General features: G+C 49.6%; 22 protein-coding genes. 17 read left to right on the forward strand and 5 right to left on the reverse strand.

What is annotated here, in order from left to right:
* Positions 1–26 precede the first annotated feature (26 nt).
* From JNC77_RS10100 to JNC77_RS10155, 12 genes are all read left to right on the forward strand, one after another.
* Complete coding sequence (locus tag JNC77_RS10100) at positions 27–1,001, forward strand: ABC transporter permease (RefSeq protein ID WP_374832051.1); 975 nt, start codon at positions 27–29, stop codon at positions 999–1,001.
* Positions 998–1,909: an ABC transporter permease gene (locus tag JNC77_RS10105; RefSeq protein WP_374832053.1), complete on the forward strand. Its 912-nt coding sequence runs from the start codon at positions 998–1,000 to the stop codon at positions 1,907–1,909. Before JNC77_RS10100 ends, JNC77_RS10105 begins: the two co-directional genes overlap by 4 nt.
* Positions 1,906–2,937 (forward strand): ABC transporter ATP-binding protein, encoded by a 1,032-nt coding sequence (locus JNC77_RS10110; RefSeq protein ID WP_374832055.1) that lies wholly within the window; start codon positions 1,906–1,908, stop codon positions 2,935–2,937. Before JNC77_RS10105 ends, JNC77_RS10110 begins: the two co-directional genes overlap by 4 nt.
* The gene (locus JNC77_RS10115) at positions 2,934–3,935 is read left to right on the forward strand and encodes an ABC transporter ATP-binding protein (protein ID WP_374832057.1); all 1,002 of its coding nucleotides are present in this window, start codon (positions 2,934–2,936) and stop codon (positions 3,933–3,935) included. The genes JNC77_RS10110 and JNC77_RS10115 overlap by 4 nt, the downstream gene beginning before the upstream one ends.
* Positions 3,936–3,952: 17 nt before the next feature.
* A complete protein-coding gene (locus JNC77_RS10120; RefSeq protein WP_374832059.1) occupies positions 3,953–5,509 on the forward strand; it encodes a hypothetical protein in 1,557 nt (518 codons plus the stop codon).
* A 58-nt stretch (positions 5,510–5,567) separates the two neighbouring features.
* Positions 5,568–6,761, forward strand: a complete 1,194-nt coding sequence (locus JNC77_RS10125) for an aminotransferase class V-fold PLP-dependent enzyme (RefSeq protein ID WP_374832061.1) — start codon at positions 5,568–5,570, stop codon at positions 6,759–6,761.
* A gap of 209 nt (positions 6,762–6,970) precedes the next feature.
* The gene (locus tag JNC77_RS10130) at positions 6,971–8,032 is read left to right on the forward strand and encodes a PLP-dependent cysteine synthase family protein (RefSeq protein WP_374832167.1); all 1,062 of its coding nucleotides are present in this window, start codon (positions 6,971–6,973) and stop codon (positions 8,030–8,032) included.
* Between the two features lie 272 nt (positions 8,033–8,304).
* Positions 8,305–9,822, forward strand: a complete 1,518-nt coding sequence (locus JNC77_RS10135) for an ABC transporter substrate-binding protein (RefSeq protein WP_374832169.1) — start codon at positions 8,305–8,307, stop codon at positions 9,820–9,822.
* A gap of 169 nt (positions 9,823–9,991) precedes the next feature.
* Positions 9,992–10,933: an ABC transporter permease gene (locus tag JNC77_RS10140; RefSeq protein ID WP_374832062.1), complete on the forward strand. Its 942-nt coding sequence runs from the start codon at positions 9,992–9,994 to the stop codon at positions 10,931–10,933.
* Positions 10,933–11,808 (forward strand): ABC transporter permease, encoded by an 876-nt coding sequence (locus JNC77_RS10145; protein WP_374832064.1) that lies wholly within the window; start codon positions 10,933–10,935, stop codon positions 11,806–11,808. Before JNC77_RS10140 ends, JNC77_RS10145 begins: the two co-directional genes overlap by 1 nt.
* Before the next feature lie 4 nt (positions 11,809–11,812).
* Positions 11,813–13,024, forward strand: coding sequence for an amidohydrolase/deacetylase family metallohydrolase (locus JNC77_RS10150; protein ID WP_374832066.1), 1,212 nt, complete (start codon positions 11,813–11,815; stop codon positions 13,022–13,024).
* A 101-nt stretch (positions 13,025–13,125) separates the two neighbouring features.
* Entirely contained in the window at positions 13,126–13,626 is a 501-nt protein-coding gene (locus JNC77_RS10155) for a RidA family protein (RefSeq protein WP_374832068.1), read from the forward strand.
* Positions 13,627–13,638: 12 nt separating this feature from the next.
* Here the strand turns inward: JNC77_RS10155 and JNC77_RS10160 are convergent, their stop codons facing one another.
* Positions 13,639–14,475 (reverse strand): IclR family transcriptional regulator, encoded by an 837-nt coding sequence (locus JNC77_RS10160; RefSeq protein ID WP_374832070.1) that lies wholly within the window; start codon positions 14,473–14,475, stop codon positions 13,639–13,641.
* 168 nt (positions 14,476–14,643) lie between these two features.
* Between JNC77_RS10160 and JNC77_RS10165 the strand changes: the two genes are divergently transcribed.
* From JNC77_RS10165 to JNC77_RS10175, 3 genes are all read left to right on the forward strand, one after another.
* Positions 14,644–15,843, forward strand: a complete 1,200-nt coding sequence (locus JNC77_RS10165) for an aminotransferase class V-fold PLP-dependent enzyme (protein ID WP_374832072.1) — start codon at positions 14,644–14,646, stop codon at positions 15,841–15,843.
* A gap of 57 nt (positions 15,844–15,900) precedes the next feature.
* On the forward strand, positions 15,901–17,724 hold the full coding sequence (locus JNC77_RS10170) for an ABC transporter ATP-binding protein (protein ID WP_374832074.1): 1,824 nt from the start codon (positions 15,901–15,903) through the stop codon (positions 17,722–17,724).
* 462 nt (positions 17,725–18,186) lie between these two features.
* The gene (locus tag JNC77_RS10175; RefSeq protein WP_374832171.1) at positions 18,187–19,242 is read left to right on the forward strand and encodes a P1 family peptidase; all 1,056 of its coding nucleotides are present in this window, start codon (positions 18,187–18,189) and stop codon (positions 19,240–19,242) included.
* Between the two features lie 70 nt (positions 19,243–19,312).
* Here JNC77_RS10175 and lptE read toward each other — a convergent pair whose 3' ends face one another.
* Both lptE and leuS read right to left on the reverse strand, forming a co-directional pair.
* The gene (gene lptE, locus JNC77_RS10180; RefSeq protein ID WP_374832076.1) at positions 19,313–19,888 is read right to left on the reverse strand and encodes an LPS assembly lipoprotein LptE; all 576 of its coding nucleotides are present in this window, start codon (positions 19,886–19,888) and stop codon (positions 19,313–19,315) included.
* Positions 19,875–22,502: a leucine--tRNA ligase gene (gene leuS, locus JNC77_RS10185; protein ID WP_374832078.1), complete on the reverse strand. Its 2,628-nt coding sequence runs from the start codon at positions 22,500–22,502 to the stop codon at positions 19,875–19,877. The genes lptE and leuS overlap by 14 nt, the downstream gene beginning before the upstream one ends.
* A gap of 152 nt (positions 22,503–22,654) precedes the next feature.
* On the opposite strand from leuS, the gene JNC77_RS10190 reads away from it, so the two are divergent.
* Positions 22,655–23,347 (forward strand): YggS family pyridoxal phosphate-dependent enzyme, encoded by a 693-nt coding sequence (locus JNC77_RS10190; protein WP_374832079.1) that lies wholly within the window; start codon positions 22,655–22,657, stop codon positions 23,345–23,347.
* Between the two features lie 211 nt (positions 23,348–23,558).
* Positions 23,559–25,514, forward strand: a complete 1,956-nt coding sequence (gene acs / locus JNC77_RS10195) for an acetate--CoA ligase (protein WP_374832081.1) — start codon at positions 23,559–23,561, stop codon at positions 25,512–25,514.
* Positions 25,515–25,543: 29 nt separating this feature from the next.
* Here the strand turns inward: acs and JNC77_RS10200 are convergent, their stop codons facing one another.
* Together JNC77_RS10200 and JNC77_RS10205 are read right to left on the reverse strand one after the other, a co-directional pair.
* Positions 25,544–25,918, reverse strand: coding sequence for an ASCH domain-containing protein (locus JNC77_RS10200; protein ID WP_374832083.1), 375 nt, complete (start codon positions 25,916–25,918; stop codon positions 25,544–25,546).
* Between the two features lie 23 nt (positions 25,919–25,941).
* The gene (locus JNC77_RS10205; RefSeq protein WP_374832085.1) at positions 25,942–26,163 is read right to left on the reverse strand and encodes a DUF1674 domain-containing protein; all 222 of its coding nucleotides are present in this window, start codon (positions 26,161–26,163) and stop codon (positions 25,942–25,944) included.
* Positions 26,164–26,284: the final 121 nt, after the last annotated feature.

Raw genomic sequence — 26,284 nt, forward strand, 5'->3', positions numbered from 1 at the left:
ATACCTGCGACAGTCAGGGGGGAAATATGGCCGAGATGATCGCGCGGCGACTGATACAGTCGCTCATCACGCTTTTGGCTTTGAGCTTTATCACATTTGCCGGACTTTACATGATCGGGAACCCGATGGAAGTTCTGGCTGATGAATCCACCACAGCGCTGGAAATCCAGCAAATCAGTGAGCGGCTGGGGCTGGATCAGCCACTTTACATTCAATATATGCGCTATATGGGGCGTCTGCTCAGTGGCGATTTCGGTACATCTTTTGTCACCGCTTTGCCGGTTTCCACTATGCTGCTGCAACGTCTGCCGGCAACGCTTGAAATGGCACTGATTTCGATCATCATTTCTGTTGGCATCGGTTTGCCGCTCGGTATTCTGGCAGGAACATTTCCGGATAGCCGCTTTAGTAAATTTGCGTCCATCAGCTCGATTTTCGGCTTCAGCCTGCCAAACTTCTGGCTTGGCCTGATGTTGCTGTTGGTTTTTGCCGTGCAATTGGCGGTCTTTCCGGCCATCGGACGCGGCCAAACGGTAGAGATCAACGGTGTTGCATGGAGCTTTCTCACATGGGACGGGCTCACCCACCTCATTTTGCCAGCCGTCACACTGGCAACAGGTAATCTGGCGCTAATGCTACGCTTAGGGCGCGCCGGAATGCAGGAAGTGATGCTGCTTGATTATGTCAAACTTGCCCGCATCAAAGGTCTGTCGCCTTGGCGCGTCGTTACTGTGCATGCTCTGCGCAATGTGATGATACCGATTGTCACCATTATCGGCCTTGAAATCGGCGGTCTGGTTTCCGGTGCGATTATTACAGAAACTGTTTTTGCATGGCCTGGCATCGGCAAGCTGTTGATTGACTCGATCAATATGCTCGATCGTCCTGTGGTCATTGCCTATATGATGATTTTCACCTTCATGTTCGTCACCATCAATCTCATCGTTGATATACTTTACATCGTGCTTGATCCGCGCGCGGGAACAGGACGTGCATCATGACGAGTTCCGCTTTGTCACGTTTTCAGCAATGGCGCAAAAGCACACGCTTTTATAATTTCTTCCGCGAATTCAGCACCAGCAATACGGCGCTCCTGGGCTTGGTCGTCACTATTATTTTGCTGTTTATCGCCATTTTCGCCCCACTGATTTCGCCGCAAAATCCTTATGATTTAATGCAGGTCGATTTTATGGATTCCGAATTGCCCCCCGGTTCAGTTGGTGGCATGGGGCAATATTATCTGCTTGGCACCGATGCCAATGGTCGTGATATGCTGAGCGCCATGTTCTATGGCTTGCGCTCCAGTTTCATGGTGGCATGGAGCAGCCTTGCCATGGCGCTTGTTATTGGGGTGTTGCTCGGCCTTATTTCGGCCTATGCCGGCGGTAAAGTTGATGCGGTTATCATGCGCATTGTTGATGTGCAAATGAGCTTCCCGACCATTTTGATCGCGCTCCTGTTATTGGCTGTTTTTGGGCGCGGGCTGGATAAAACCATACTGGCGCTCACTCTTGTGCAATGGGCTTATTTTGCCCGTAATGTGCGTGGCACCGCATTATCGGAACGCAACCGCGAATATGTGCTGGCGGCACGTCTGGCTCATATCCCGACCTTCCGCATTCTCTGGCGTCATATCCTGCCCAATTGTCTGCCGCCATTGCTGGTTATTGCCTCGGTGCAGCTTGCATCTGCTATTTCCATTGAAGCCTCATTGTCCTTCCTTGGGCTTGGTATGCCGGTTACGCAGCCTTCATTAGGCCTGCTGATTTCCAATGGATTTGGCTATCTGATGGGTGGCAAATACTGGATCAGTGTTTTTCCGGGTGTGCTGCTTCTCATTACGGTTTTTGCAATCAACCTGATTGCCGACCAGTTGCGCGATATGTTCAATCCGAGGCTTAAAAAATGACGACAGCAGTTTCAGCATCCCCTGCTGCATCACCCTTTGTGCTTCAGGTGAAAAATCTTAAAACCCAGTTTGATACCAGCGCCGGAGTAGTGCGCGCTGTCGACGGCATCAGCTTTTCGCTCAAGCGTGGTGAAGTGATGGGATTGGTCGGTGAATCCGGCTCTGGCAAATCCATCACCGGCTATTCAATCATGCGCGCTATCGACAAACCTGGACGCATTACTGATGGCAGCATCAAGTATTGCGGCCGTGACAACAAAATCGTTGATCTGGTCAGCCTGTCGGAACGACAAATGCGGAACTTACGCGGTAACCGTGTAGCAATGATTTTGCAGGATCCGATGATGTCGCTCAATCCGAGCCTGCGCATCGGAACGCAGCTTACCGAAACCTATCTGGCGCATAAAAAAGTCAGCAAACAGGAAGCTCGTGAACGTGCCATCAATGTGATGCAACGTGTTGGCATTCCTGATGCCGAGCGTCGTTTAAGCGCTTATCCGCATGAGTTTTCCGGTGGTATGCGTCAGCGCATTGCTATCGCCATTGCGCTTATCAATGAGCCTGATGTGATCATCGCCGATGAACCGACCACCGCTTTGGATGTCACCACACAGGCGCAAATTCTTTTTGAAGTGCAAAAACTATCGCGTGAATTTGGCACCGCATGGATATGGATTACGCACGACCTGACCGTTGTTGCTGCACTCGCACAAAATGTTGCCGTGATGTATGCAGGAAGAATTGTCGAATACGGCTCAGTCTCATCCATTCTTGATCGCCCCCTGCATCCTTACACCAAGGGTTTGATTGCTTCAATACCGGGTCACAGCAGCACTTTGGCCAATAAACGTCTTTATCAAATACCAGGCAATGCCCCTTCTATGCTGGCTTTGCCCCGTGGTTGTCCATTCCGTCCGCGCTGCGAATATGCCGATAACACATGCCTTGAAACACCAGCAGATACCAGGCTTTCTGAAAGCCGTTTTTATCGTTGCTGGCACCCTGTGGAAACAGGAGCTGCATTATGAATTTTATAAAATCCGCACCTGAAAGCGAAACGATTTTGGAAGTACAATCCCTGTGCCATCAATTTGGCCGCAAGGAAGACTGGATTGACAAGATCGGTGCCAAATTACGTAAAAGCGGCCCTCGTCCAGTGGTACGCGCCATCAATGGCGTTGATATCCACGTCAGGAAAGGCGAAATTTTCGGCATTGCCGGTGAATCCGGCTGTGGTAAAAGCACCCTTGGCCGCATCATGGCTGGCTTGATCAAGCCAACAGAAGGGCAAATTGCCTATCACGGCAAACCAGTAATGCGCGGCGACAAGCCTGCCAATCTGAAACTGCAAATGATTTTTCAGGATTCAGGTGCAGCCCTTAATCCACGTATGCAGGTCAAAGACCTGATCGGCGAAGGCCCGCTCTTGCATGGCTTGGTGAAAAAGCGTGAGTTGAAAGACTTCATCGTCAACCAACTCGAAATTGTCGGCCTTAATGCCGATGCAATGACCCGCTATCCGCACCAGTTTTCCGGTGGTCAGCGTCAGCGCATCAACATTGCCCGCGCACTTGCCCTGCAACCGGACATGATAATATGCGATGAATCCATTGCCGCGCTCGATGTTTCCATTCAGGCACAGATCATCAATCTGTTTCTTGATCTGAAAGACAAGCTGGATCTCACTTACGTTTTCATCAGCCATGATTTGGGTGTTTTGAAACATATAGCCGATCGTCTGGCTGTGATGTATCTCGGTCGTGTCGTCGAACAAGGGAATGCCGCAGAAATATTCGCCGATCCGCGTCATCCTTACACACAAGTGCTGCTTGATAATGTGCTGACACTCGACCGCCGCGATCAGCAGTTTGAACCGGTTGAAGGTGAAGTACCCTCGCCGCTTAATCTGCCGTCGGGATGCACATTCCACACTCGCTGCACCCATGCAGTTCCGGCTTGCGCCCAGACAATTCCGCCACTGATAGGGCAAGAAGAACATCAATTTGCCTGTCCGGTGATGGCATGAAAATGGAGGCGATTTCCATGACCCGTTGGAACGATACCCATGCCGAAGATCTCATCGGCACCATTAAAGACCGCGCTGATCTTTATGATTATCTGGTGGAAAAAACACTGCACCGTCAGGCTATCTCACCGGCAAAAAACAAGCTGTTTGACATCAATGTAGCGCGTGATATGGCGCATCATCGCAATGATATTCTCAACGCTTCCACACCGGCGGAGCTTTGGTATGCCTTGGCCAAACTGTCCAATACCCGCCATGACCGCCATCTGTCAGTAGAACCGGTTGAGGGCGGTCTGCCACTGCCAGCCGAATTGCAAGCAAGAATACGCTTCAACCATACCGACAAACGTGCCGACCATGCACCGCGTGTTGGCATCGAGTTAAAAACAGATTTTTCCTCAAATCAGCCATTTGTGTTCTTAAGCGGCTATGCCTTGAATTTTGAAGCCGACAAAAGTGCAGAACTCGGTGCGCGTCTCATCAGTATTAATGGTCGCTCTTTTGATGAGTATGTAGCGCTAACAGAGCCTTATTTTTGTTACTCAACACCGCATTTCTACTGGTACCATATGCCGAATGAAATCATCCGGCGCACAGGATTGATCCCTGAATGGCTGCAACCAGCAACACTTGCGTTAGAATTCGAAGACAAAATCGGTACGGTTCAAAACCTCACACTTGATTATCAGCCCGCCAATCATTGGCAATGGGCAGAAACGCTATCTCCTTATAACGGTTTCGAGCAAGTGCTCGATACACCATCCTTCACGCTTCATACAGATAAAGCCAAAGATACAATCATCATCCAATGGCATGGTTTCGGCAAAAGTCTGACCACAGATGTTGATGCGTTGATGGCTTATGCTCAGACGCATCAACATCTGGGACATAATATCATTTACGATGCGACCCGTTCGCGTGGCGGTGATTTCGGCGGCTATTTATTGCAGCATTTATCCTCGCAACCCATTCGCATCAACTTTGGCGATTTACGCCTTTCCGATGCGATCGAAGCCGTCATTGCAACGGTTTTGGGTGAAGATGATGCCGCCATTGCGGAAGGTAATCTTAATCTAGCGCAGCTCAATGCTTGCCGATGGCGACGCGACTGGTTGCTTGGCACGGTGCTTAATGATCTGAAAGCGGGCAAAGCAAAAACTGCCGCCATCCCATTCAAATGTGCGCATCAACCCGAAAGTGGTTCAGGCATTTTACCGCCTGCTCCAGTGCATTTCACCGGCAAAATCGTCATGCTCACTGTGCCTTATGCAGGCTCGCATATTGATCAGGTAGCAGCACAACTTTGCGACAACAAAATGTGCCATCATATCGGTATGCCTCTTGGTGGTTTTTCCAAAACATGGACCCATGAAGAAGTGCTGACCTTTCCGCGTACGGGGCAGAAAATTGCCTCTTTCGCATGGAGTTGCGGCAACACAATCCGTCCCAATGGTGAGGTACTGGAAAGCAATCCTGCTATGCCCGACGCCTATTTTCCGATCACCCGCGGCAATCATTTAACCCATCACGCCAAAATGGTTGCCATGGCACTGGACTATTTCAACCGACCTTAATCGTCACACCAGCCGATTGTCTGCTTTTACATCTTATTGCCGCTTCAGGAGCGTTCCCATGCCTGTGTCTAAAATGCCTGCAACCAAAATCGAAGAAATCCGCGCCTTATTTCCGGCACTCACTACTCAAACCTATATGTCGATTTGTGACAAAATGATTTTGGCCGATCCGGTGCGCCAGTCAGTCGACAATTTTCTCGACAAGCTCGCCATGGCCAGCGCCAATCGTACCGACCATGAGGATTATGTCGAAAGCAGCCGTATACAATTTGCGCAAATGATGTCGGTTAAAACTGAAGAAGTTGCCGTCACCCGCAATGTTTCCGATGGGGTTAATGCCATTGCCTGGGCATTTCCGTTCAAAACAGGCGACAATATCGTGATCTGCGCCGATGCCGAACACCCAAACAATATTTATCCGTGGCTGCGTCTGCGCGAACGCGACATTGATGTGCGGATTGTACCGGCTATCAACGGGCGTATTGATATTGATGCCATGATCGCGGCGATGGATCAGCACACCCGCCTTGCAACAGTTGCCTCTGTCAGCTTTGCACCGGGCTACCGCACAGATACTACAAAGCTTGGAGAATATTGCCAAAAGAGAAATATTTTTCTGCTGATCGACGGTGTGCAATCTGCCGGCATTCTGCACCATGATTTAGCGCAGGAGCCGGTAGATGCTTTTGCCACCTCCACCAGCAAAGGCCTGCTCGGTCTTTACGGTTCCGGCTTCATGTATATCAATGAAAACTGGCTTGATCGTTTAAATCCTGCCTATCTCTCACGCACAGGTGTTGATCTTGGCAGCGATGATGCATCTGCCATGGGTGAGCATCAATATCACCTCTATGCCAGTGCCAAGCGCTTTGAAGTCGGCAGTTATAATCTTGCCGCCTCTTATGCAGCCGATGCCTCACTCAATCTCCTTAACGAAATCGGCACCAAGGCAATTGAAGCCCATGTCCTTCATTTGGCGCGCACATTGCGTGAAGGACTGGCTGAGCAAGGCTTGCTGGTTTCCATGCCGCAGAAAAATCACGAAGAAAGCCACATCATCACCTGTGGTGAATTGGATGCAGGTGGCCACGGCTTCTCGCATGATCCGCGTATCAACGACATCCACCAGACACTGTTGAACGCCAATATCATCCATACATTGCGGCGCGGCCAGCTTCGTTTTGGCTTACATGTTTATAACAATATGATTGATATCGACCATGTATTAAAAACGCTCAACCACGGGAAATGATAATCTATTTATTAAACATAAAACGAATACAATTTTCTAACTTCATGAGATAAATGATAAAAATTTACCTCATATTTTATTATTTTTGACAAATTCGTATAAATTGAATTATATCTATTTCAATTCACGTCAAGTAACCCGTATTTTGGATATAGAGGCAATAAGAATTGGGACAGATCATTCAATGTAACCGTCCGCAACCATGCAGTATGGAATGGCGCAACCGCGCAATTGCAACAATTGAAGCGGATTTCAACCGATCAGCCGACACACATCTGATCCGTATTGATTTGCCGAAATTCAATGACATTACGCTCTATTTAAAAGATGAATCCAGCCACCCGACCGGCAGCCTTAAACACCGTTTGGCACGCTCGCTGTTTCTTTATGCCATCTGCAACGGAAAAATCGGACCCACTACAACGATTGTTGAAGCCTCAAGCGGCTCCACGGCTGTGTCGGAAGCCTATTTTGCGCGTATGATCAACCTGCCTTTTGTAGCGGTTATGCCGCGCACCACCTCAAAAGAAAAAATCGCCGCGATTGAATTTTACGGTGGCCGTCCGCATCTGGTTGATGATCCCAAAACCGTTTATGATGCAGCACGACAAGTGGCAGAAGAAACCGGCGGTTATTATATCGACCAATTCACTTATGCGGAACGCGCAACCGATTGGCGCGGCAATAATAATATTGCTGAATCCATCTTTAATCAGATGAGCCATGAAGAATATCCAAATCCGCGCTGGATTGTAACAGGCGCTGGTACAGGTGGCACATCGGCCACTTTGGGGCGCTATATCCGCTATCGCCAGCTTGACACTCGTCTTTGCGTAGCTGATCCAGAGGCTTCCATTTTCCACCAGCATTTTACCGACCGCTCCATCATGGAAATCGACCGTTGCTCATCCATTATCGAAGGCATCGGCCGCCCGCGCGTCGAGCCATCCTTTATACCGGATGTCGTCGATTGCATGGTGACTGTCCCCGATGCCGCAAGTTTGGCAGCGCAACGCACCATCAGCAATATTATTGGTCGCGCTTGTGGTGGCTCCACCGGCACCAATATCTGGGCTTGTGCATTGCTCATTTCTGAAATGGTGAAAAAGGGCGAAAAAGGTTCAATTGTCACCCTGCTTTGCGATCATGGCGACCGCTATCGCTCTACTTATTTTAATGATGAATGGGTTGAACAAAACGGTTTTGACATAGCGCCTTACCTTCGGCAACTTGATGCTTTCTTCGCGGAAGGTCGCCTAATCAGCGTTTAAAAATCAGACAAAAATCACCTTAAAATAAGACAAACCCTGCTTTTATCCACTAAAAGCAGGGTTTATTTTTGACTGTTTTTTAGTGCGCAAAGCATGAAAAACAAGGCTTTTTTCACTACTCGGCAATGAGATTGATACGAAAATCACCGCTTCTTGGCGTACAAGCCAGCTTGACAAGTTTTTTCCCTATCGTATTATTCCACTATAAAGATAATTATTCTCCAATAATGGAATAAGCGGGAGGGGACATGCGAAATTTCAAAACATTACTAATGGTAGGTACCGCATTCATTGGTGCCGCCACTTTAAATCTGTCATATTCTTACGCGCAGGAAAAGGGTGGCATTATTAATGTTGCTACTATCGGCGAACCGCCGACCCTTGATCCGATGGTATCAACTGCCGATCTCGTCGGTATTGTCAGCCAGCATATTTTTGAAACGCTTTATACCTTTGATGAATCCTGGAAAACCACGCCATTGCTGGCCGCCAGCTTGCCCGAAATCAGCGAAGACGGTAAAGTTTATACGATCAAATTGCGAGAAGGCGTCAAGTTTCATAATGGCGCGGATATGACATCAAAGGATGTTGCCGCCTCGCTTGATCGCTGGACGAAAGTCGCTTCACGCGGCAAGCAGACCGCCACCATGATCAAATCCATCGAAGTAACCGATCCGCTGACTGTGACCATAACTTTAAGCGATCCCTATGCGCCACTTGTCTCATTGCTCGCTTTCAATAATTCTGCCGCCATCATTTTGCCAGCCGACCATCAGGCCGAACCGATGACAGACATAATCGGCACCGGCCCTTACAAGCTAAAAGAGCGTAAAGCCGACCAGTATATCCAGCTGGAACGTTTTGCCGATTACACCTCACCTGCTGGTGAGAGTGACGGTTATGGTGGCGCACGCCATCAATATGTTGATGAAATCCGCTTTGTGCCGGTGCCTGATGCCAATACCCGTGTTGAAGCGGCTATTTCAGGTCAATATGACTATGTGGATTCCATTCCGGTTGAATCTTATGACCGGCTGAAAACCTCTTCTGCATCAGAGCCTGTGATGCTTGAGCCATTCGGCTGGCCGGTTTTTGTGCTTAATTCCGGTCACGGCATCACCCAGTCCAAGGAATTGCGCCAAGCTATCCAACAATCGCTTGGTCAAGAAGACATGATGGCTGCGGCCTTCGGCTCGACGGATTTTTATGCGCTGGACGGCTCGCTCTATCCGGAAAGCTTTGCATGGGCAACCGATGCCGGTGTAGAAGGTCATTATAATGTGGCCAATCCTGAAAAAGCTGCAGAGCTGATGAAAGCGGCTAATTACAACGACGAGCCGGTCCGTATTCTCACCAGCCGCCAATATGAATTCCATTATAAAATGGCACAGGTTGCTGCAGAATATCTGAAAGCTGCGGGCTTCAAAGTTGATCTGCAAGTGGTGGATTGGGCAACCCTGACACAGCGTCGTGGTGATCCGTCTTTGTGGGATATTTATATCACCCATAGCCCGTTCCTGCCGGAGCCGTCACTGATCGGCATGATGTCGACCAGCGCACCGGGCAATTGGGATACGCCCGCCCGTAGCGAAGTGGTCAATGCCTTCAACACCGAATCCGATCCGGAAAAACGCATCAAGCTCTGGGCTGATGTGCAAAAAGTGGTGATGGATGAAGTACCGTTCATTAAAATCGGAGACTTCAATGCGGTTGCAGCCAAATCGAAAAAGCTGGAAGGCGTGGAGCCTGCTCCATGGCCATATTTCTGGAACGTCTCGCTTAAAAAATAACGGCTGAAGCCTGTTAGCCGCGCGCTCTAGCGGCTGCGACAAATAAAAAGACACAGGATAAAAACACTTTATTCTGTGTCTTCTGCACTTCATCACTGAAACGGCTTTTCAGGTTTAGCGGAATGCCCGCAACCATCAAAACAGCCGGTACATTTTAAGCTAGGCCAATATGATACGATATATTATCCAGCGTTTCATCGGCATGATTATTGTGATGTTTCTTGTCGTCACGATTGTTTTTGTCATTGTGCGCGTCACCCCCGGTGATCCGGCAGCCGTCATGCTCGGCCCCGAAGCGACCCAAACAGATATTGCTGATTTGCGGGCGCAATTGGGGTTAGATCAACCACTTGTCATGCAATATATCTATTATGTCGAGCAGCTCATGCGCGGCGATCTCGGCCAGTCAATTTTCCTCAATCAACCGGTTTTGAGCGCTTTGAGTGAACGCTCGGAACCCACTTTTTTCCTCACATTATTTTCCATCATCATTGCTTGCGTCATTGCCTTGCCGATTGGCATTTATGCAGCATACAAGCGCGGTTCTTTTGTTGATCAGGCAGCCACAACGCTCGCCATGTTTGCCGCAAGTATTCCAAGTTTCTGGCTTGGGCTTATTTTGATGCAAATCTTTGCTGTACGTTACGGCTGGTTTCCTGTCTCCGGCTATGGTGGACCTGATGCAAGTTTCATCGACAGAATGTGGCATTTAAGCCTGCCAGCATGTGCGTTGGGGCTTGTTTCTTCCGCCTTGATTTTACGCTTTACCCGTGCTTCGATGCTGGATGTTCTTGGTGATGATTACGTGCGCACCGCCCGTGCTAAAGGGCTGGTTGAGCGTAAAGTCATTTTGAAACACGCGCTCAAAAATGCGCTCATTCCGATCCTCACCGTCATTGGCCTCACCGTTGCCGTACTCATTTCCGGCGCTGTGGTGACTGAAACCGTGTTTAGCTTGCCTGGTATCGGCAATCTGGTGGTATCTGCCGTGCTGCGTCGTGATTACCCTGTCATTCAAGGTGCATTGCTGGTGATTGCCGCCCTTTATGTGCTGATTAATTTTGCCATTGATATGCTCTATCTGCTGGTCGATCCGAGGGTGCGCTACTGATGGATAATTCAATAACATCTTCGGTCAAAACCCCAAGCGAAAGCATGCAGTTCATCAAACGCTTGCTGAAGCGCAAAACGGTTGCCTTTGGCCTCATCATTTTAGTGATCTTCACTTTGATGGCGCTACTGGCACCATGGGTTTCGCCTTATAATCCTTACAAGCTTTCGATTGTAAACCGCCTCAAACCACCGTCAGAACTGTTCTGGTTCGGCACCGACGAATTTGGACGCGATGTGTTTTCGCGTACCATTTATGCCGGACGGCTCTCGCTTCTGGTCGGCTTTGCTGTCGTGATTTTATCATCCCTGATCGGCGTGACAATGGGACTGCTTGCAGGTTTTTTTCCACGGCTCGACGCACCAATTGCCCGTCTCATTGACGCGATGATGGCTTTTCCGGATATTTTGCTGGCAATTGCTTTAGTGGCAGCACTGGGGCCATCGCTCGCAACGGTGATTGTCGCGCTTTCAATTGTTTATGCCCCTCGTTTGGCGCGTGTTGTGCGCGCTTCCACCTTGGTGATCCGAGAGCTGCCTTATGTAGAAGCCGCCGTTTCAATGGGCGTGTCCACCCGCAACATCATGATACGCCATGTGTTGCGTAATCTTTTATCACCCATTTTGGTACAAGGCACATTTCTCTTTGCCAGTGCTATGCTTGCCGAAGCCGGCCTTTCTTTCCTCGGCCTTGGTGTCAGCCCTGAAATTCCGACATGGGGCACCATGATTTCATCCGGCCGCCAATATGTCGGCCAAGCGGACTGGATGACCCTCTTTCCCGGTATAGCTATCATCCTTTCTGTTCTTTCGCTGCAAATGGTTGGTGACGGCTTCCGCGACCTTCTTGACCCCCGCCTTAAAAAGGACCTGTAATCATATGTGCGCGCAAATTCAAAAAAACGGCGCTTTGCTTATCACCGATGTCAAACCAGTGGCTTTCGGACAGCATTCACATCAAGGTGCGATTGATCTTTTGATCGGTGAAGATGGCAAGCTTGTCAAAGTAGGCAAAGACCTGCCTCGCGCAGATATTACAAATATCGTCGATGGCAACGGCTCATTTATTTCACCAGGCTGGGGCGATCTGCACGCCCATGTCTGGCATGGCGGCACCGATATTTCTGTGCGCCCTAATCTTTGCGGCGTGCAGCGCGGCGTCACCACCATTGTAGATGCAGGCTCTGCCGGTGAAGCCAATTTCCATGGCTTTCGCGAATATATTATCGAGCAATCACGCGAACGTATTAAAGCATTTTTAAACTTAGGCTCTATTGGCCTCGTTGCATGCAACCGTGTCAGCGAATTAAGCGATATCCGCTCTGTCGATATTGACCGTATCGTTGCCTGCTATGAAGAAAATCGCGACCATATTGTTGGCCTGAAAGTGCGCGCCAGCCATGTTATTACCGGCTCATGGGGTGTCACGCCGGTTAAATTGGGTAAGAAAATCGCCAAAATCCTTAAAATTCCGATGATGGTGCACGTGGGTGAACCACCGGCACTTTACGACGAAGTGCTGGAAATTTTGGGCCCCGGCGATATCATCACCCATTGTTTCAACGGCAAGGTTGGCAGCTCCATCATTGAAGATGAAGACCTGTTTGAACTGGCAGAGCGCTGCGCCGGTGAAGGCATCCGCCTTGATATCGGCCATGGCGGCGCATCCTTCTCGTTCCGTGTGGCGGAAGTTGCGATTGGGCGTGGTCTGTTGCCGTTTTCCATTTCCACCGATGTGCATTTACGCAGCATCAACCAATCGGTTTGGGATTTAAGCACCACAATGTCGAAGCTCTTAAGCGTCGGTATGCCGTTTGATAAGGTGGTTGAAGCCGTGACCCATGCCCCTGCCGAAGTTATCCGTCTCCCAATGGACAACTTGCTTGAAGCAGGCGCGCGCAGCGAATTTACCATTTTTGACCTCAATGATTCCGATCTGCAAGTGGTGGATTCCCTTGGCGCTCGTGCCGCGCTCACCAAATTGTTCGATCCGCGCATGACCGTACTTGGTACCAACATTTTTGAGGCAGGCCGCTATCAGCCGGATAGTGTCGAATGTGTCGATCACAGCCACGGCTTCAGCTATCGCTAAAACCTTTCATCAGGCGCGGTTTTCATAAATCGCTCCGGTCAAAACAATCGTTTCAATGAAGACAAGTGACAACTTTCTTCGCAAATATTTCAGGGGCTGATGTGTCAAATCCAGTAAACCCAGTGGCCAACAACCATGCCGCAAGTCCTTATGACCGACTTGCCGCATTAGGCATTCAATTACCTGATGCACCGCCGCCTATCGCCAATTTTGTCACCCATGTGCTGGAAGGCAATATTCTTTATCTTTCCGGCCAAGGCCCGCGCGAGGCAGACGGTACACTCCACACCGGCAAAGTCGGCATCGATCAAAATATTGATGCAGCTTATACCCATGCCCGCCTCACCGGCATTAACTTGCTCGCGGTTATGCACCATGCTTTGGGTGATCTTGGCCGCGTCAAACGCGTGGTGAAGCTTTTCGGCATGGTCAATGCCGAGCCGCATTTCGAAGACCATCCAAGCGTCATCAATGGCTGCTCAGATCTCTTCATTGACGTGTTTGGTGATAGTGGCCAGCACGCACGCTCAGCAGTTGGTTTTGGCTCTCTTCCCGGCAACATTACCGTCGAGATCGAAGCCATTGTGGCACTGCACGATTAAAAGGCTAAACGACTAATGCTTACGCCAACCCATCACAGTTTCAATCTTTTCAGCCGAGTGCTGAACACTGCCGGTATAAAGCTCGGTATTATCCATCAGCTTTTGCTCAGGCAGAACGATCGAAATTGTGGCAACGCAAGCACCCTTTTCATCGCAAACAGGGGCCGCAATACAGGCAACGGCATAATCGGATTCACCTGCTTGCACCGACAGACGCTGGCTAAAGGCACGCACCGCACCTTCCGACAAAATTTTTGGATCAGTATCTGCTCTGCCGGTTGGCGAAGGAGAGGCGCAACGCTTGAAAATTTCCAAGCGCTCCGTATCATTCATATGCCCGACGAGCAAACGTCCCGATGCCGTCCAGTTGAGCGGAACACGTGTACCCACCCGCGAGGTCACCTGAAAATGTCCGGGCCCGTCGGCCATGGCCAGCACCTGCATATGGTCGCCGTCCAGCCCGCAAAGTTGAATGGTTTCGCCGATATCGCGGCAAAGATCGTGCATTTCGCTGGTGGCAACACTCAGGAAATCCAGCGAGCGGGCATAGGCCAAACCATAATGGTAAAGCCTGTCACCAAGCCACAACAGCCCCTCGCTATTTCGCGACAACAGCTTCTTTTCCACCATATCATCAACAATGACATAGACGGTAGACAAAGGCGCGCCAATGGCTTTGGCGATCATATAAGCACCGCTTGGGCTGCCATGTTCATAGAGAAAATCCAGCACCTGCAATACGCGGTCAATGCCGCTGACACGGGAGCGGCGTGATGGCTCTTTTTTGTCGAGTTCAGTTTTATTATCCGGAGCCGGTTTGGTCACAATGGCTAAAGTCTTACTGTTCATTTGATGGCTCCGTAACTCGTTCGCACACATTCAGGCTTGTCGGTTGCTTTTTATCTTGGATGATAAAGGCACCTCAACAACATTTCACAATTATGAAATCAATTCCAGTGCTAAGGAATAATGAAACCTCAAAATTTCTGTTTCCCGCATTGATGACCGGAGGCTCTCATGGCTGAAACAAATCTGCATCAAACCTTAGGTTTGCGCAATATTATCAATGTCTCTGGCACAATGACCGGCCTCGGCGCTTCCATTGCTGTGCCTGAAGTGGCCATTGCCATGGCAGAGATTTTGCCGCAATTTGTCGAAATGAATGACCTGCAACGCAAGGCAGGCAAAGTGATTGCCCGCCTGACCGGAGCAGAAGCAGGCTTTGTCACCGCTTCATGCTCAGCCGGTATCAGTATGGCAGTTGCAGGTACTATCACAGGTGATGATCTTTCAGCGATAGAACTCTTGCCTGAAACCAAAACTGCCAAGAAAGAAATCATTGTCCAAATGGGGCATGTGGTGAGCTATGGCGCCCCTGTTGATCAAGCCATCCGCATTGCTGGTGGCAAGCCGATACTGATCGGTCAAGCAACCACATGTTATGATTTTCATCTGGAAGGTGCGATCAACGAAAACACTGCAGCTGCCATTTATGTTGTCTCGCATCACGTGGTCAATTACGGATTATTGGAACTGAAACGCTTTGCGCAGATTTGCCACGCCCGCAATATTCCGGTGATTGTCGACGCCGCGTCTGAATATGATCTCAAAGGCTTTCTCGAAGCTGGTGCTGATATCGTGCTTTATTCAGGCCATAAATTTTTAGGCGGCCCGACATCGGGTATCGTCGCGGGCAGCAAGCAATTGGTGCGCCACGCTTATTTGCAAAATTGCGGCATCGGACGCGGGATGAAAGTCGGCAAAGAAAGCGTTTATGGTGTAATGGCTGCACTTGAAGCATGGGAAAAACGTGATCATCTAGCTGTGTGTGCGCGTGAAAAAGTTTTTCTTGATCTGTGGCAGACAGCACTTCAAGATTTTGCCGGTGTCACTGCGGTGATTGAAGCTGACCCGACGCATAACCCGCTTGATCGCTTACGCGTCAATATCAACCCGCAAGAAACCCATATCACAGCATGGGATTTGGTGGATGCACTGGCGCGCGGCACACCACCGATTATCGCCCGTGATCATGAGGTCGAGCATCAATATTTCTATCTCGACCCGTGCAATCTGCATGACGGGCAAGCGAAAATTGTCGCCAAACGCTTGCGTGAAGAGCTGACAAAAGCAAGAAACTCAAACGAGATAATTGCCACACCGTTGGCAGATCGCACCAAAAAACGCTTCGATAGCTTGCGCCGCTGGCCGGATTGATCGCCGCGCCCGCCTGTTCAATCATAGCATTCGTTTTGAAACTTAAGGAGATATATCATGACATCAATAAAGGCTGTCTCTCCGGTTTTGTCAGTGGAAAACCTGACCACCAGCTTTTTGAGTGAAGGGCAATGGAAATCCGTTGTCCGCGATATCTCCTTTACCGTTAACCCGGGCGAGACTGTTGCCGTTGTAGGTGAATCCGGCTCCGGCAAGAGCGTCACGTCCTTGTCGGTGATGCAATTATTGCCGCGCGATACCAGCCGTATTGAAGGGCGTGTACTTCTCAATGGCAAGGATTTGCTGCAATTGCCGGAAGCACAAATGCGCCAAGTGCGCGGCAATGATATTGCGATGATTTTTCAAGAGCCAATGACTTCACTCAATCCGCTTTTCACCATTGGCGATCAGATATCGGAAGCTCTTTTATGTCATAAAGCGATGAGCAAAGAAGCCGCAAAAGCCGAAACCATCCGCTTACTTGAACGGGTGCGTATTCCGTCTGCCGCCAGTCGTTTTGATGAATATCCGCATCGCTTCTCCGGCGGCATGCGCCAGCGCGTGATGATTGCGATGGCACTGGCCAGCCGTCCCAAACTGCTGATTGCGGATGAGCCTACCACCGCATTGGATGTGACCATTCAAGGCCAAATTCTTGACCTGATCAAAATCTTGCAGGAAGAAGAAGGCACCTCGGTGCTTTTCATCACCCATGATATGGGTGTAGTCGCCGAAATTGCCGACCGCACCGTCGTGATGTTTCGTGGTGAAGCGGTGGAAAGCGGTAACACCGCCGATATTTTCAACCATTCAAAACATCCATACACCAGAGCGCTCTTGTCAGCAGTGCCCATGCTCGGCTCCATGAAACCCTATGACCGGCCATTGCGCTTTCCTGATCTTGATCCGAACACCGGTTTACCGGGTAAACCGGTGGTTTCTGCCGACACGGTCGACCATCTGGCGGAGCCGGTTTTGGAGGTTAAAAACTTAAGCAAACGCTTTGATATTCATGCAGGTCTCATGGGACGATTACAGGGACGCGTTCATGCCATCGAAGATGTGAGCTTCTCGCTACAACCTGGCGAAACCTTATCTTTGGTTGGTGAATCGGGATGTGGAAAGTCCACAACTGCACGCGCTGTCATGCGTCTCATCCAACCGGATGAAGGGCTGATCCGGCTGGATGGGCGAGATATTTCTACGATGGATCAACGGGAACTGCGTCACATCCGCCATAAAATGCAGATGATTTTTCAAGACCCCTTTGCAAGCCTCAATCCTCGTATGCGGGTGGGTGCCACAATTGCCGAGCCTTATCTCGAACATAAAATGGGCACTAAAGCGGAAGCAGAAAAAATCGTCACCGACCTGCTCATACGTGTCGGCCTGACACCCGATATGGCCAAGCGTTTTCCGCATGAGTTTTCGGGGGGGCAGCGCCAGCGCATTTGCATAGCACGTGCGCTGGCGATGGATCCTAAAGTGATCGTCGCCGACGAGTCTGTCTCGGCACTTGATGTTTCCATCAAAGCCCAAGTCATCAATTTGATGCTTGAATTGCAGGCGAACTTACAACTGGCTTATCTCTTCATCAGCCATGACATGGCAGTTGTCGAGCGTGTCAGTCACCGTGTGGCGGTGATGTATTTAGGCGAAATTGTCGAGATCGGCAAACGCGCAGAAATCTTTGAAAATCCGCAACACCCATACACGAAAAAGCTGCTTTCGGCGGTACCTATTCCTGATCCGGAACGCCGTCATTTACGCCGTATGATGCAAGTGGATGAACTAAAAAGTCCGGTGCGTGCGCCTGATTATCAACCTGCTCCTCGCCATTATCAACAATTGTCGGAGCATCATTTCGTGCAACTGCAATAAAGATGCAGCACTTATAATATCAGGCTCTGTCGCAATTTTTCAAATATGGTGATGTTATCACCTGAACTCAGGTTGGAATTGAGTGAGGAGGAAGCGGATGAAGGACAATTTCAAAGGTGCACATTTTCCCAAAAGGGTCATCTTGCATGCGCTGTTTTTTACATCCGCTACCAGTTTCATATTGCGAAATGCAAGAAACCCTTTATGGACGAAGCATCTTAGTTGATCCTGCAATCCTGAAACGATGGTTCGTTCATTCCTCACCGCAAATCTATGCTGAACTTGCAGTATAAATGTATCCAAAGATAAAAACATTTCTACACGTTTATAAACTTTGCGACATTAGCTAACATCACATCACACAAATAAGATGATGATGATCAAACCGGAGGAAAATCATTGGATCGGAGAAATTTCACCAAGTCGCTTATCGGCCTTGGCGCTGCAGGTGTGGGCACGGTTATGTCTGCGGGCATGTCACATGCTGCCCAAACGAAGGAAACTGCAATGGAATTGACACCACTTTTGGGCGGCTCGATTATTGACGTACCGGGTATCAAGCTTGGACACCATACATTATCCACCCGTCCGACCGGCTGCAGTGTCCTTCTTTGTGAGGAAGGTGCCACTGCTGGTGTTGATGTACGCGGTTCTGCCCCCGGAACCCGCGAAACCGATCTGCTCGACCCAATCAACATGGTTGATAAGGTTCATGCGGTCATGCTCTCTGGCGGTAGTGCCTATGGCCTTGATGCCGCCAGCGGCGTGATGCGTTATTTGGAAGAAAACAAAATCGGCTTTAAAATCGGCAATGGCGTGGTGCCGATTGTTCCTGCTGCCATTTTGATGGATTTAGGCGTGGGTGACTTCTCAATTCGCCCTGATGCAGAAGCGGGCTATCAGGCATGTCTTGCTGCTACTACGTCTGAGAGTGCTGAAGGTAATATCGGTGCGGGCGCCGGTGCAACGGTTGGTAAGATGTTCGGCCCTGACTTCTCGATGAAAGGCGGCCTTGGAACTGCCAGCTATAAAGTGCCGGGCACTGACGTGGTTGTTGGTGCGATTGTCGCGGTCAATGCGGTGGGTGACGTTTATGATCCGCGCACCAACCAGATCATCGCTGGCGCACGCAATGAAGATGGCAACGGCTTCCGTGACACAGTCGGTGCGATCATGAATGGCCGCAATGTTGTCAAAGCAATTGGTGCCAACACGACCATTGGGGCGATTGCTACCAACGTACCATTCAACAAGGCACAGTTGAAAAAAGTCGCAGAGATGGCACATGACGGTTTTGCCCGCAGCATCAACCCGATCCACACAATGTCGGATGGCGATACAATTTTTGCGCTTTCCACCGGCAAGCTGGAAGGCGTTGAAGGCAATGTCACATCAATCGGCACGATTGCAGCTTTTGTCATGGCACAAGCGGTCGCCCGCGCCATTATGGCTGCCGAAAGCTTAACCGAATATAATCTGCCAGCATGGCGTGATTATACTGCAAATGTTGCCAACTAATCAGCAAATTGCAAAAAGCACCGCCCTGAAATTTCAAGGCGGTGCTTTTTTTTGTGACAAGCTTACAAATCTACAGTTTGGACAAATCCTGTGCCAATGACAGGAAGACCTGCTCGGCTAATTCGTCAGCTGCACGTTTTTGCGCATCCCGTTCAGCACGCAGATTTGCAAATTCCTGACGTGGACGATCAAAGGACGCCAAGACCGTGCGTTTGCCGCTGGCCACAGGTTTACCTTGATTATCCAGCAACACATAATTGGATGTTGCACGAACCGAACCTGCTGACGGACGACCGGTACGGTCAGTTTTTTCACCCACATCCACAGTTACCGCCGAAACAGTAGCTGTGGTCAAACCCATGCGCAGTTTGTAAACCGGATATTGTGGCTCGCCTGCCCCGCCACCCAGTAAGAAAATCAATCGGTTGCGAACGGTTTGCTGGAAAATGTCATTGGCTGGCTCGATTGACACCGATGCCAGTTTGGAACGCATATCCGGCGTCACACCCGCACCAATCTCACCACTACCGCCACCGGAATAAAGCGGCTGTACAGTACATCCAGCGACAGCCACAGCCATTGCCGCAATGGCAATGAGACTGCGAACCGGTGAAGTGACTTTCTTAATGCAGTCAGGCAACGACATTGACGATCCTTTGTGGCACTACAATGATCTTTTTAGGTGCGTTGCCCTGAAGGGCATGTTTCACGAAATCGAGTTCGAGCACCGCTTGCTGAATAGCAGATTGATCTGCATCGCGTGCGATTGTCAAATCCCCTTTTCGTTTACCGTTGATTTGAACAGGTAAAACCACATCATTTTCAACAATCAATGCCGGATTGAACTGAGGCCATGCAGCGTCTGAGACCAATGTCGCTTGACCATTGATAGTGCCGCCCAGTGTTTTGGCGCATTCTTCCGCCAAGTGAGGCATCATCGGGGCAATCATCACCAGCAAGAATTCCAAAGCTTCACGTACTGCACCTTTCGATGCATCATCCGCTTCGCCATTTTTCACCTGCTGTAAACCGCCCGACAGAGCATTGACCAGCTCATAAAGACGAGCAACGGCACGGTTAAATGCCAGCTTTTCCAAATCTTCGCCAACAGCCTGCAACACTTTATGCGCTGCCTTGGAAACCTGCGCGGCATCACCTTCCATTGCCGGCTTTGGCGCTACATCTTTCAATGCATCAGCTGCTTCGCTTACCACACGCCAAACGCGCTGTACAAAACGATGCGCCCCTTCGGCACCCGCTTCGGTCCAGATCACGTCACGTTCCGGCGGGCTGTCAGAAAGCATGAACCAGCGCGCGGTATCGGCACCATAAGACGAAATAATATCATCCGGATCGACAACGTTTTTCTTCGACTTCGACATTTTTTCAATCGAGCCGATATCAACTTTTGCGCCTGTATCCAGCATCACGGCAGTGCGCGCACCATCATGATCTTCGATACGAATCTCAGCTGGCGAAACCCACTGACCATCGCATTTATAGGTTTCATGCACGACCATACCCTGCGTAAACAAGCCCTTGAACGGCTCTTCCACATTCAGGTGGCCGGTTGCTTTCATTGCACGGGTAAAGAAGCGCGAATAAAGCAGATGCAAAATCGCATGCTCAATACCGCCAATATACTGATCAACCGGCAGCCAGCCATCAACGGCTTTCAGATTGGTTGGTTCATTTTCAAATGGTGCAGTAAAGCGTGCAAAATACCATGATGAATCAACGAATGTATCCATCGTATCGGTTTCACGGCGGGCATCACCACCACAGCTCGGGCATTTCACATGACGCCAGCTCTCATGACGATCAAGCGGATTGCCCGGACGATCAAATGTCACATCATCAGGCAGTTTCACCGGCAGATCTACACGTTTAACCGGCTGCACACCACATGTTTCGCAATGGATCATCGGGATCGGGCAGCCCCAATAACGCTGACGAGAAATGCCCCAATCGCGCAGACGGAACTGCACCTTACGCTTGCCTTGCGGCTGGCCATCAAGCTGCTTTGTTTCCAGTTTTTCTGCAACTTTCTGGAAAGCTTCCTGCGGTGTCAAACCATCCAGAAACTGCGAATTGAACATGATGCCATCATCAGAATAAGCATCTTTTCCAACGCTGAATGTTGCTGCATCTGCGCCCTTTGGCAGCACTACAGGGCGCACCGGCAAGGAATATTTGTTGGCAAAATCCAAGTCGCGCTGATCATGGGCAGGACAGCCGAAAACAGCGCCTGTTCCATAGTCCATCAACACGAAATTGGCGACATAGACCGGCAAGGTCCAATTGTCATCAAACGGATGCTTAACGCGAAGACCAGTATCAAAGCCCTGCTTTTCAATGGTTTCGAGTGTCGCGACTGATGTGCCGTGATGATGGCATTCGGCAATGAAATCAGTCAGCGCAGCATTAGTGGGAGCCAGTTTTTTCGCCAGCGGATGATCTGCTGCGATCGCGATAAAAGACGCACCAAACAAAGTGTCGGGACGGGTTGTATAAACCTCAATATCACCTGTTTCACCGCTCTTTGCATCCAGTTCAAAGCGCAGTTGCAGACCTTCGGATTTTCCAATCCAGTTTTTCTGCATCAGGCGAACTTTTTCAGGCCACTGGTCAAGACTGTCGAGTGCGGCCAACAGTTCTTCATTATAATCGGTGATTTTAAAAAACCACTGGGTCAGTTCGCGCTGCTCAACCAGAGCGCCCGAACGCCAGCCACGACCATCCACCACCTGCTCATTGGCAAGCACTGTATTATCGACCGGATCCCAGTTGACCTTTGAGGTTTTACGGGTCACCAGACCTTTTTCAAACATATCCAAAAACAGCATCTGCTGGCGATGGTAATAATCCACATCACAGGTCGCAAATTCGCGTGACCAATCCAGCGACAAGCCCATCGATTTCAGCTGACGCTTCATCGTGGCGATGTTCTGATAAGTCCATTCTTTTGGGTGCACTTTATTCTGCATCGCGGCATTTTCTGCCGGCATCCCAAAAGCATCCCAGCCCATTGGGTGCAGCACATTAAAGCCACGCGCGCGTTTGTAACGTGCGACCACGTCACCCATAGCATAGTTGCGCACATGTCCCATATGAATACGACCCGACGGATATGGAAACATTTCCAGCACGTAATATTTTTCGCGCGGATCATCATTATCCGTTTCGAAGGTTTTTGCCTCGTCCCAAACCTTCTGCCAATGGGCTTCAGCGGTGCGGGGATTATAACGTTCGGTTGCCATGGCCGTATTTACTCGTACAAAGGGGATGAATAAAGAGTCTCAAACTTAGTTGCCGGAGCTTCATCACGTATTGAGATATGCGTCAAGTTTTTGGCGCGATTAACACGCATTTCTATTGAAAAAATCCGGTTTTATGACCTGAAAGGTGCAAAATGTCCTCACACGCCTCCCAAATCACGCAAGCACTCAATTCTGTTCGTCATGCGCTTGATTTAGCCACACGCGAAGCAAAACGTGAAGCCAATTCAGTTTCATTGATTGCCGTTTCCAAATTTTTTGATGACGACAGCATCCGCCCTGCCCTTGAAAACGGCCAGTGTATTTTTGGCGAAAACCGCGTTCAGGAAGCACAAGGCAAATGGCCAAATTTGCGTGAAGAATATCAAGGTATAGAACTGCATTTGATAGGCCCGCTGCAATCAAACAAAGCGGCAGAGGCTGTTGCTCTTTTTGATGTCATCCAGACCATTGATCGCGAAAAAATCGCCTCCGCCATTGCACAAGAGATTAAAAAACAAGGCCGTAGCCCTAAACTCTACGTACAGGTCAACACTGGTTTAGAGCCGCAAAAAGCCGGCATTTCACCTCTGGAAACAGTGGCTTTCATCAAACATTGCCAAAGCGAGCACGATTTGCAGATTGAGGGCTTGATGTGCATTCCGCCGATCGATGAAAATCCGGGTCCGCATTTTGCTTTGTTGCAAAAGTTGGCGCGCGAAGCAGGCGTTGAAAAACTGTCGATGGGCATGTCATCCGACTACGAAACGGCAATCGCCTTTGGCGCAACATCGGTGCGCGTGGGTTCTGCAATTTTTGGTGATCGCCCACAAAACGCCAGCCAATAGGCCAGTTTTAAACGACTACAATAAACCGGTTTTCGTGCAATCTGTGCCTATTGTAAAGTTCTCTGCGGCATTTTGCATGCACTAAAGCCCTTTGTCTAACTTTACGTAAGACCTTTGCCGTTTATAAATAGAAAAAGCAGTGGTGATGTTTTAAAGGAATCGCCATGCATTCCGGCTTAGGGAGATTGGCCGGTCATTCACGGAGGAACTCATGTCAGATAAGCTGTATCCTGTCTTGCCGGGAGCAAAAGCCAATACACAAATGGATGAAGCGACCTATCAAGCGTGGTATCAGGAAAGTATCACTGATCCGGAGGCGTTTTGGGGCAAACACGGTAAGCGCATTGACTGGTTCAAGCCTTACACAAAAGTGAAAAACACCTCCTTTGAAGGTGATATTTCAATCAAATGGTTTGAAGATGGTGTAACCAACATTGCTTACAACTGTATCGACCGTCATTTGGAAAAGCGCGGCGATCAGGTTGCAATCATTTGGGAAGGTGATAATCCTTATATCGACAAGAAAATCACCTATCGCGAATTGCATGATAATGTTTGTCGTTTAGCCAATGTGCTGAAAGACAATGGCGTTCAAAAAGGTGATCGTGTCACCATTTACCTGCCAATGATCCCTGAGGCCGCTTATGCGATGCTCGCCTGTGCCCGTATCGGCGCAGTGCATTCCATCGTATTCGCCGGCTTTTCACCGGAAGCACTTGCGGGACGTATAGTTGATTGTCAATCAACTTTTGTCATCACCTCGGATGAAGGCTTGCGCGGCGGCAAACCAATTGCCCTGAAAGAAAACACCGATAAAGCCATCGACATTGCAGCAAAGCAATATGTGATGGTCAACAAGGTGCTGGTTGTACGCCGCACCGGCGGTAAAATCAGCTGGGGGCCGGGACGCGATATCTGGTATCATCAGGAAATTGCCAAAGCTTCTCCTGTTTGCGAACCGGAACCAATGAATGCGGAAGACCCGCTTTTCATTCTTTACACCTCCGGCTCAACCGGCAAACCAAAAGGTGTTTTGCATACCACCGGCGGTTATCTTGTCTATGCATCAATAACTCATCAATATGTCTTCGATTATAAGGATGGTGATGTTTACTGGTGTACGGCGGATGTCGGCTGGGTTACCGGTCATTCCTATCTGGTCTATGGCCCGCTGGCCAATGGTGCTACCACATTGATGTTTGAAGGCGTACCGAATTTCCCTGATTATGGACGTTTCTGGGAAGTGGTGGACAAACATCACGTCAATATTTTCTATACCGCTCCAACCGCCATTCGCGCACTGATGGGTGCGGGTGATGAATTTGTAACCCATTCCTCCCGCTCCTCACTGCGCCTGCTTGGCTCGGTTGGTGAACCGATCAATCCGGAAGCATGGGAATGGTATTATAATGTGGTTGGCGATCAGCGCTGCCCGATTGTCGATACATGGTGGCAGACTGAAACAGGCGGCATTTTGATTAGCCCGCTGCCGGGTGCAACGGCATTAAAACCGGGCTCGGCCACCCGTCCATTCTTCGGCATCAAGCCACAGATTGTCGACAATGAAGGCCAAGTGCTGGAGGGTGTGACCGACGGCAATCTCTGCATCATTGATTCATGGCCATCACAGGCAAGGACGCTTTATGGCGACCATGCCCGCTTTAAAGAGGCGTATTTCTCCACCTATCCGGGCAAATATTTCTCCGGGGACGGTGTGCGCCGCGACGAAGACGACTATTACTGGATCACAGGCCGCGTTGATGACGTTCTGAATATTTCAGGTCACCGTATGGGAACGGCTGAAATTGAATCGGCACTGGTTTCGCATCATGATGTGTCGGAAGCCGCGGTTGTCGGCTATCCGCATGCCATCAAAGGACAGGGCATCTATTGCTATGTCACACTGATGTCAGACGCTGAAACCAAAGATCAGGACGAATTGCGCAAAGAGCTGATTGCACATGTGCGCTCCGAGATCGGGCCAATTGCAACACCTGATAAAATCCAGTTTGCACCGGGCTTGCCAAAGACACGCTCCGGCAAAATCATGCGCCGTATTTTGCGTAAAATTGCCGAAGATGATTTCGGCACCTTGGGCGACACTTCCACTCTTGCCGATCCGGCGGTGGTGGATGATCTGATTGACCAGCGCCAGAACAAAAAATAATAATCAAAAAGGCCGGATTTATCCGGCCTTCATTTTATTTGCAGGTTTTCTTCGTCCACTTCCAACAAATATATTTTACGTTTAGCTATCGCTCTGAACGGCCGCATCAAAGGACGAATATTATTAATTTCCCAAGCAAGCCAGCCATCCTCATAATAGGATGAACAGGTTGCTTTCATATCATCGTGTCTGAAGTTACGTATTCCAGCAATTTGGATTAAAGCGATAGCATATCCATCTGGATCCGTCTCTTTTGTCGGTGATAAATAATGCTGGTTCTCAACAACCAACAAATCCTCATTCTCACTCAAGTCGGGTCGCCAACGCCTGACTTCAAGTGTTTTCTCGCCGCGCACAATCATACTTCCACTGGGTGCGACAATAGAAATGGCCTTTATTTTCATAAAATCTCACAGGCCATTAGTGATTAAAAATCAATGCTGCGGCCTTTGATTTCCCAATCACCAAAACGTGCAGGGTCTTTGCCGCCGCGCCCGCCAATTTCTCGTGGGGGGGCTGTCTGTTCATCAATTTTCCGGCGCTCTTCTGCTTCTTTTAGCGCACGTTGTGCAGCCGGAGGCAAATCGTTAAAGTCACGCGCCTCCGCAGCCATATCCTGTACCTGATCTGCCACATCATTCTTGGTCATAACCACTATCCCACACTATTATCGACAATAAGTTCGAAAGCTAATTATTGAAGCTTGGCGTTCTGATCCCCATGATATAGGCAAGATCAATTACTGTGCAAAGCATTTTCAGCGCATCCTG

The organism is Paenochrobactrum pullorum, assembly GCF_041929845.1.
Lineage (GTDB): Bacteria > Pseudomonadota > Alphaproteobacteria > Rhizobiales > Rhizobiaceae > Paenochrobactrum > Paenochrobactrum pullorum.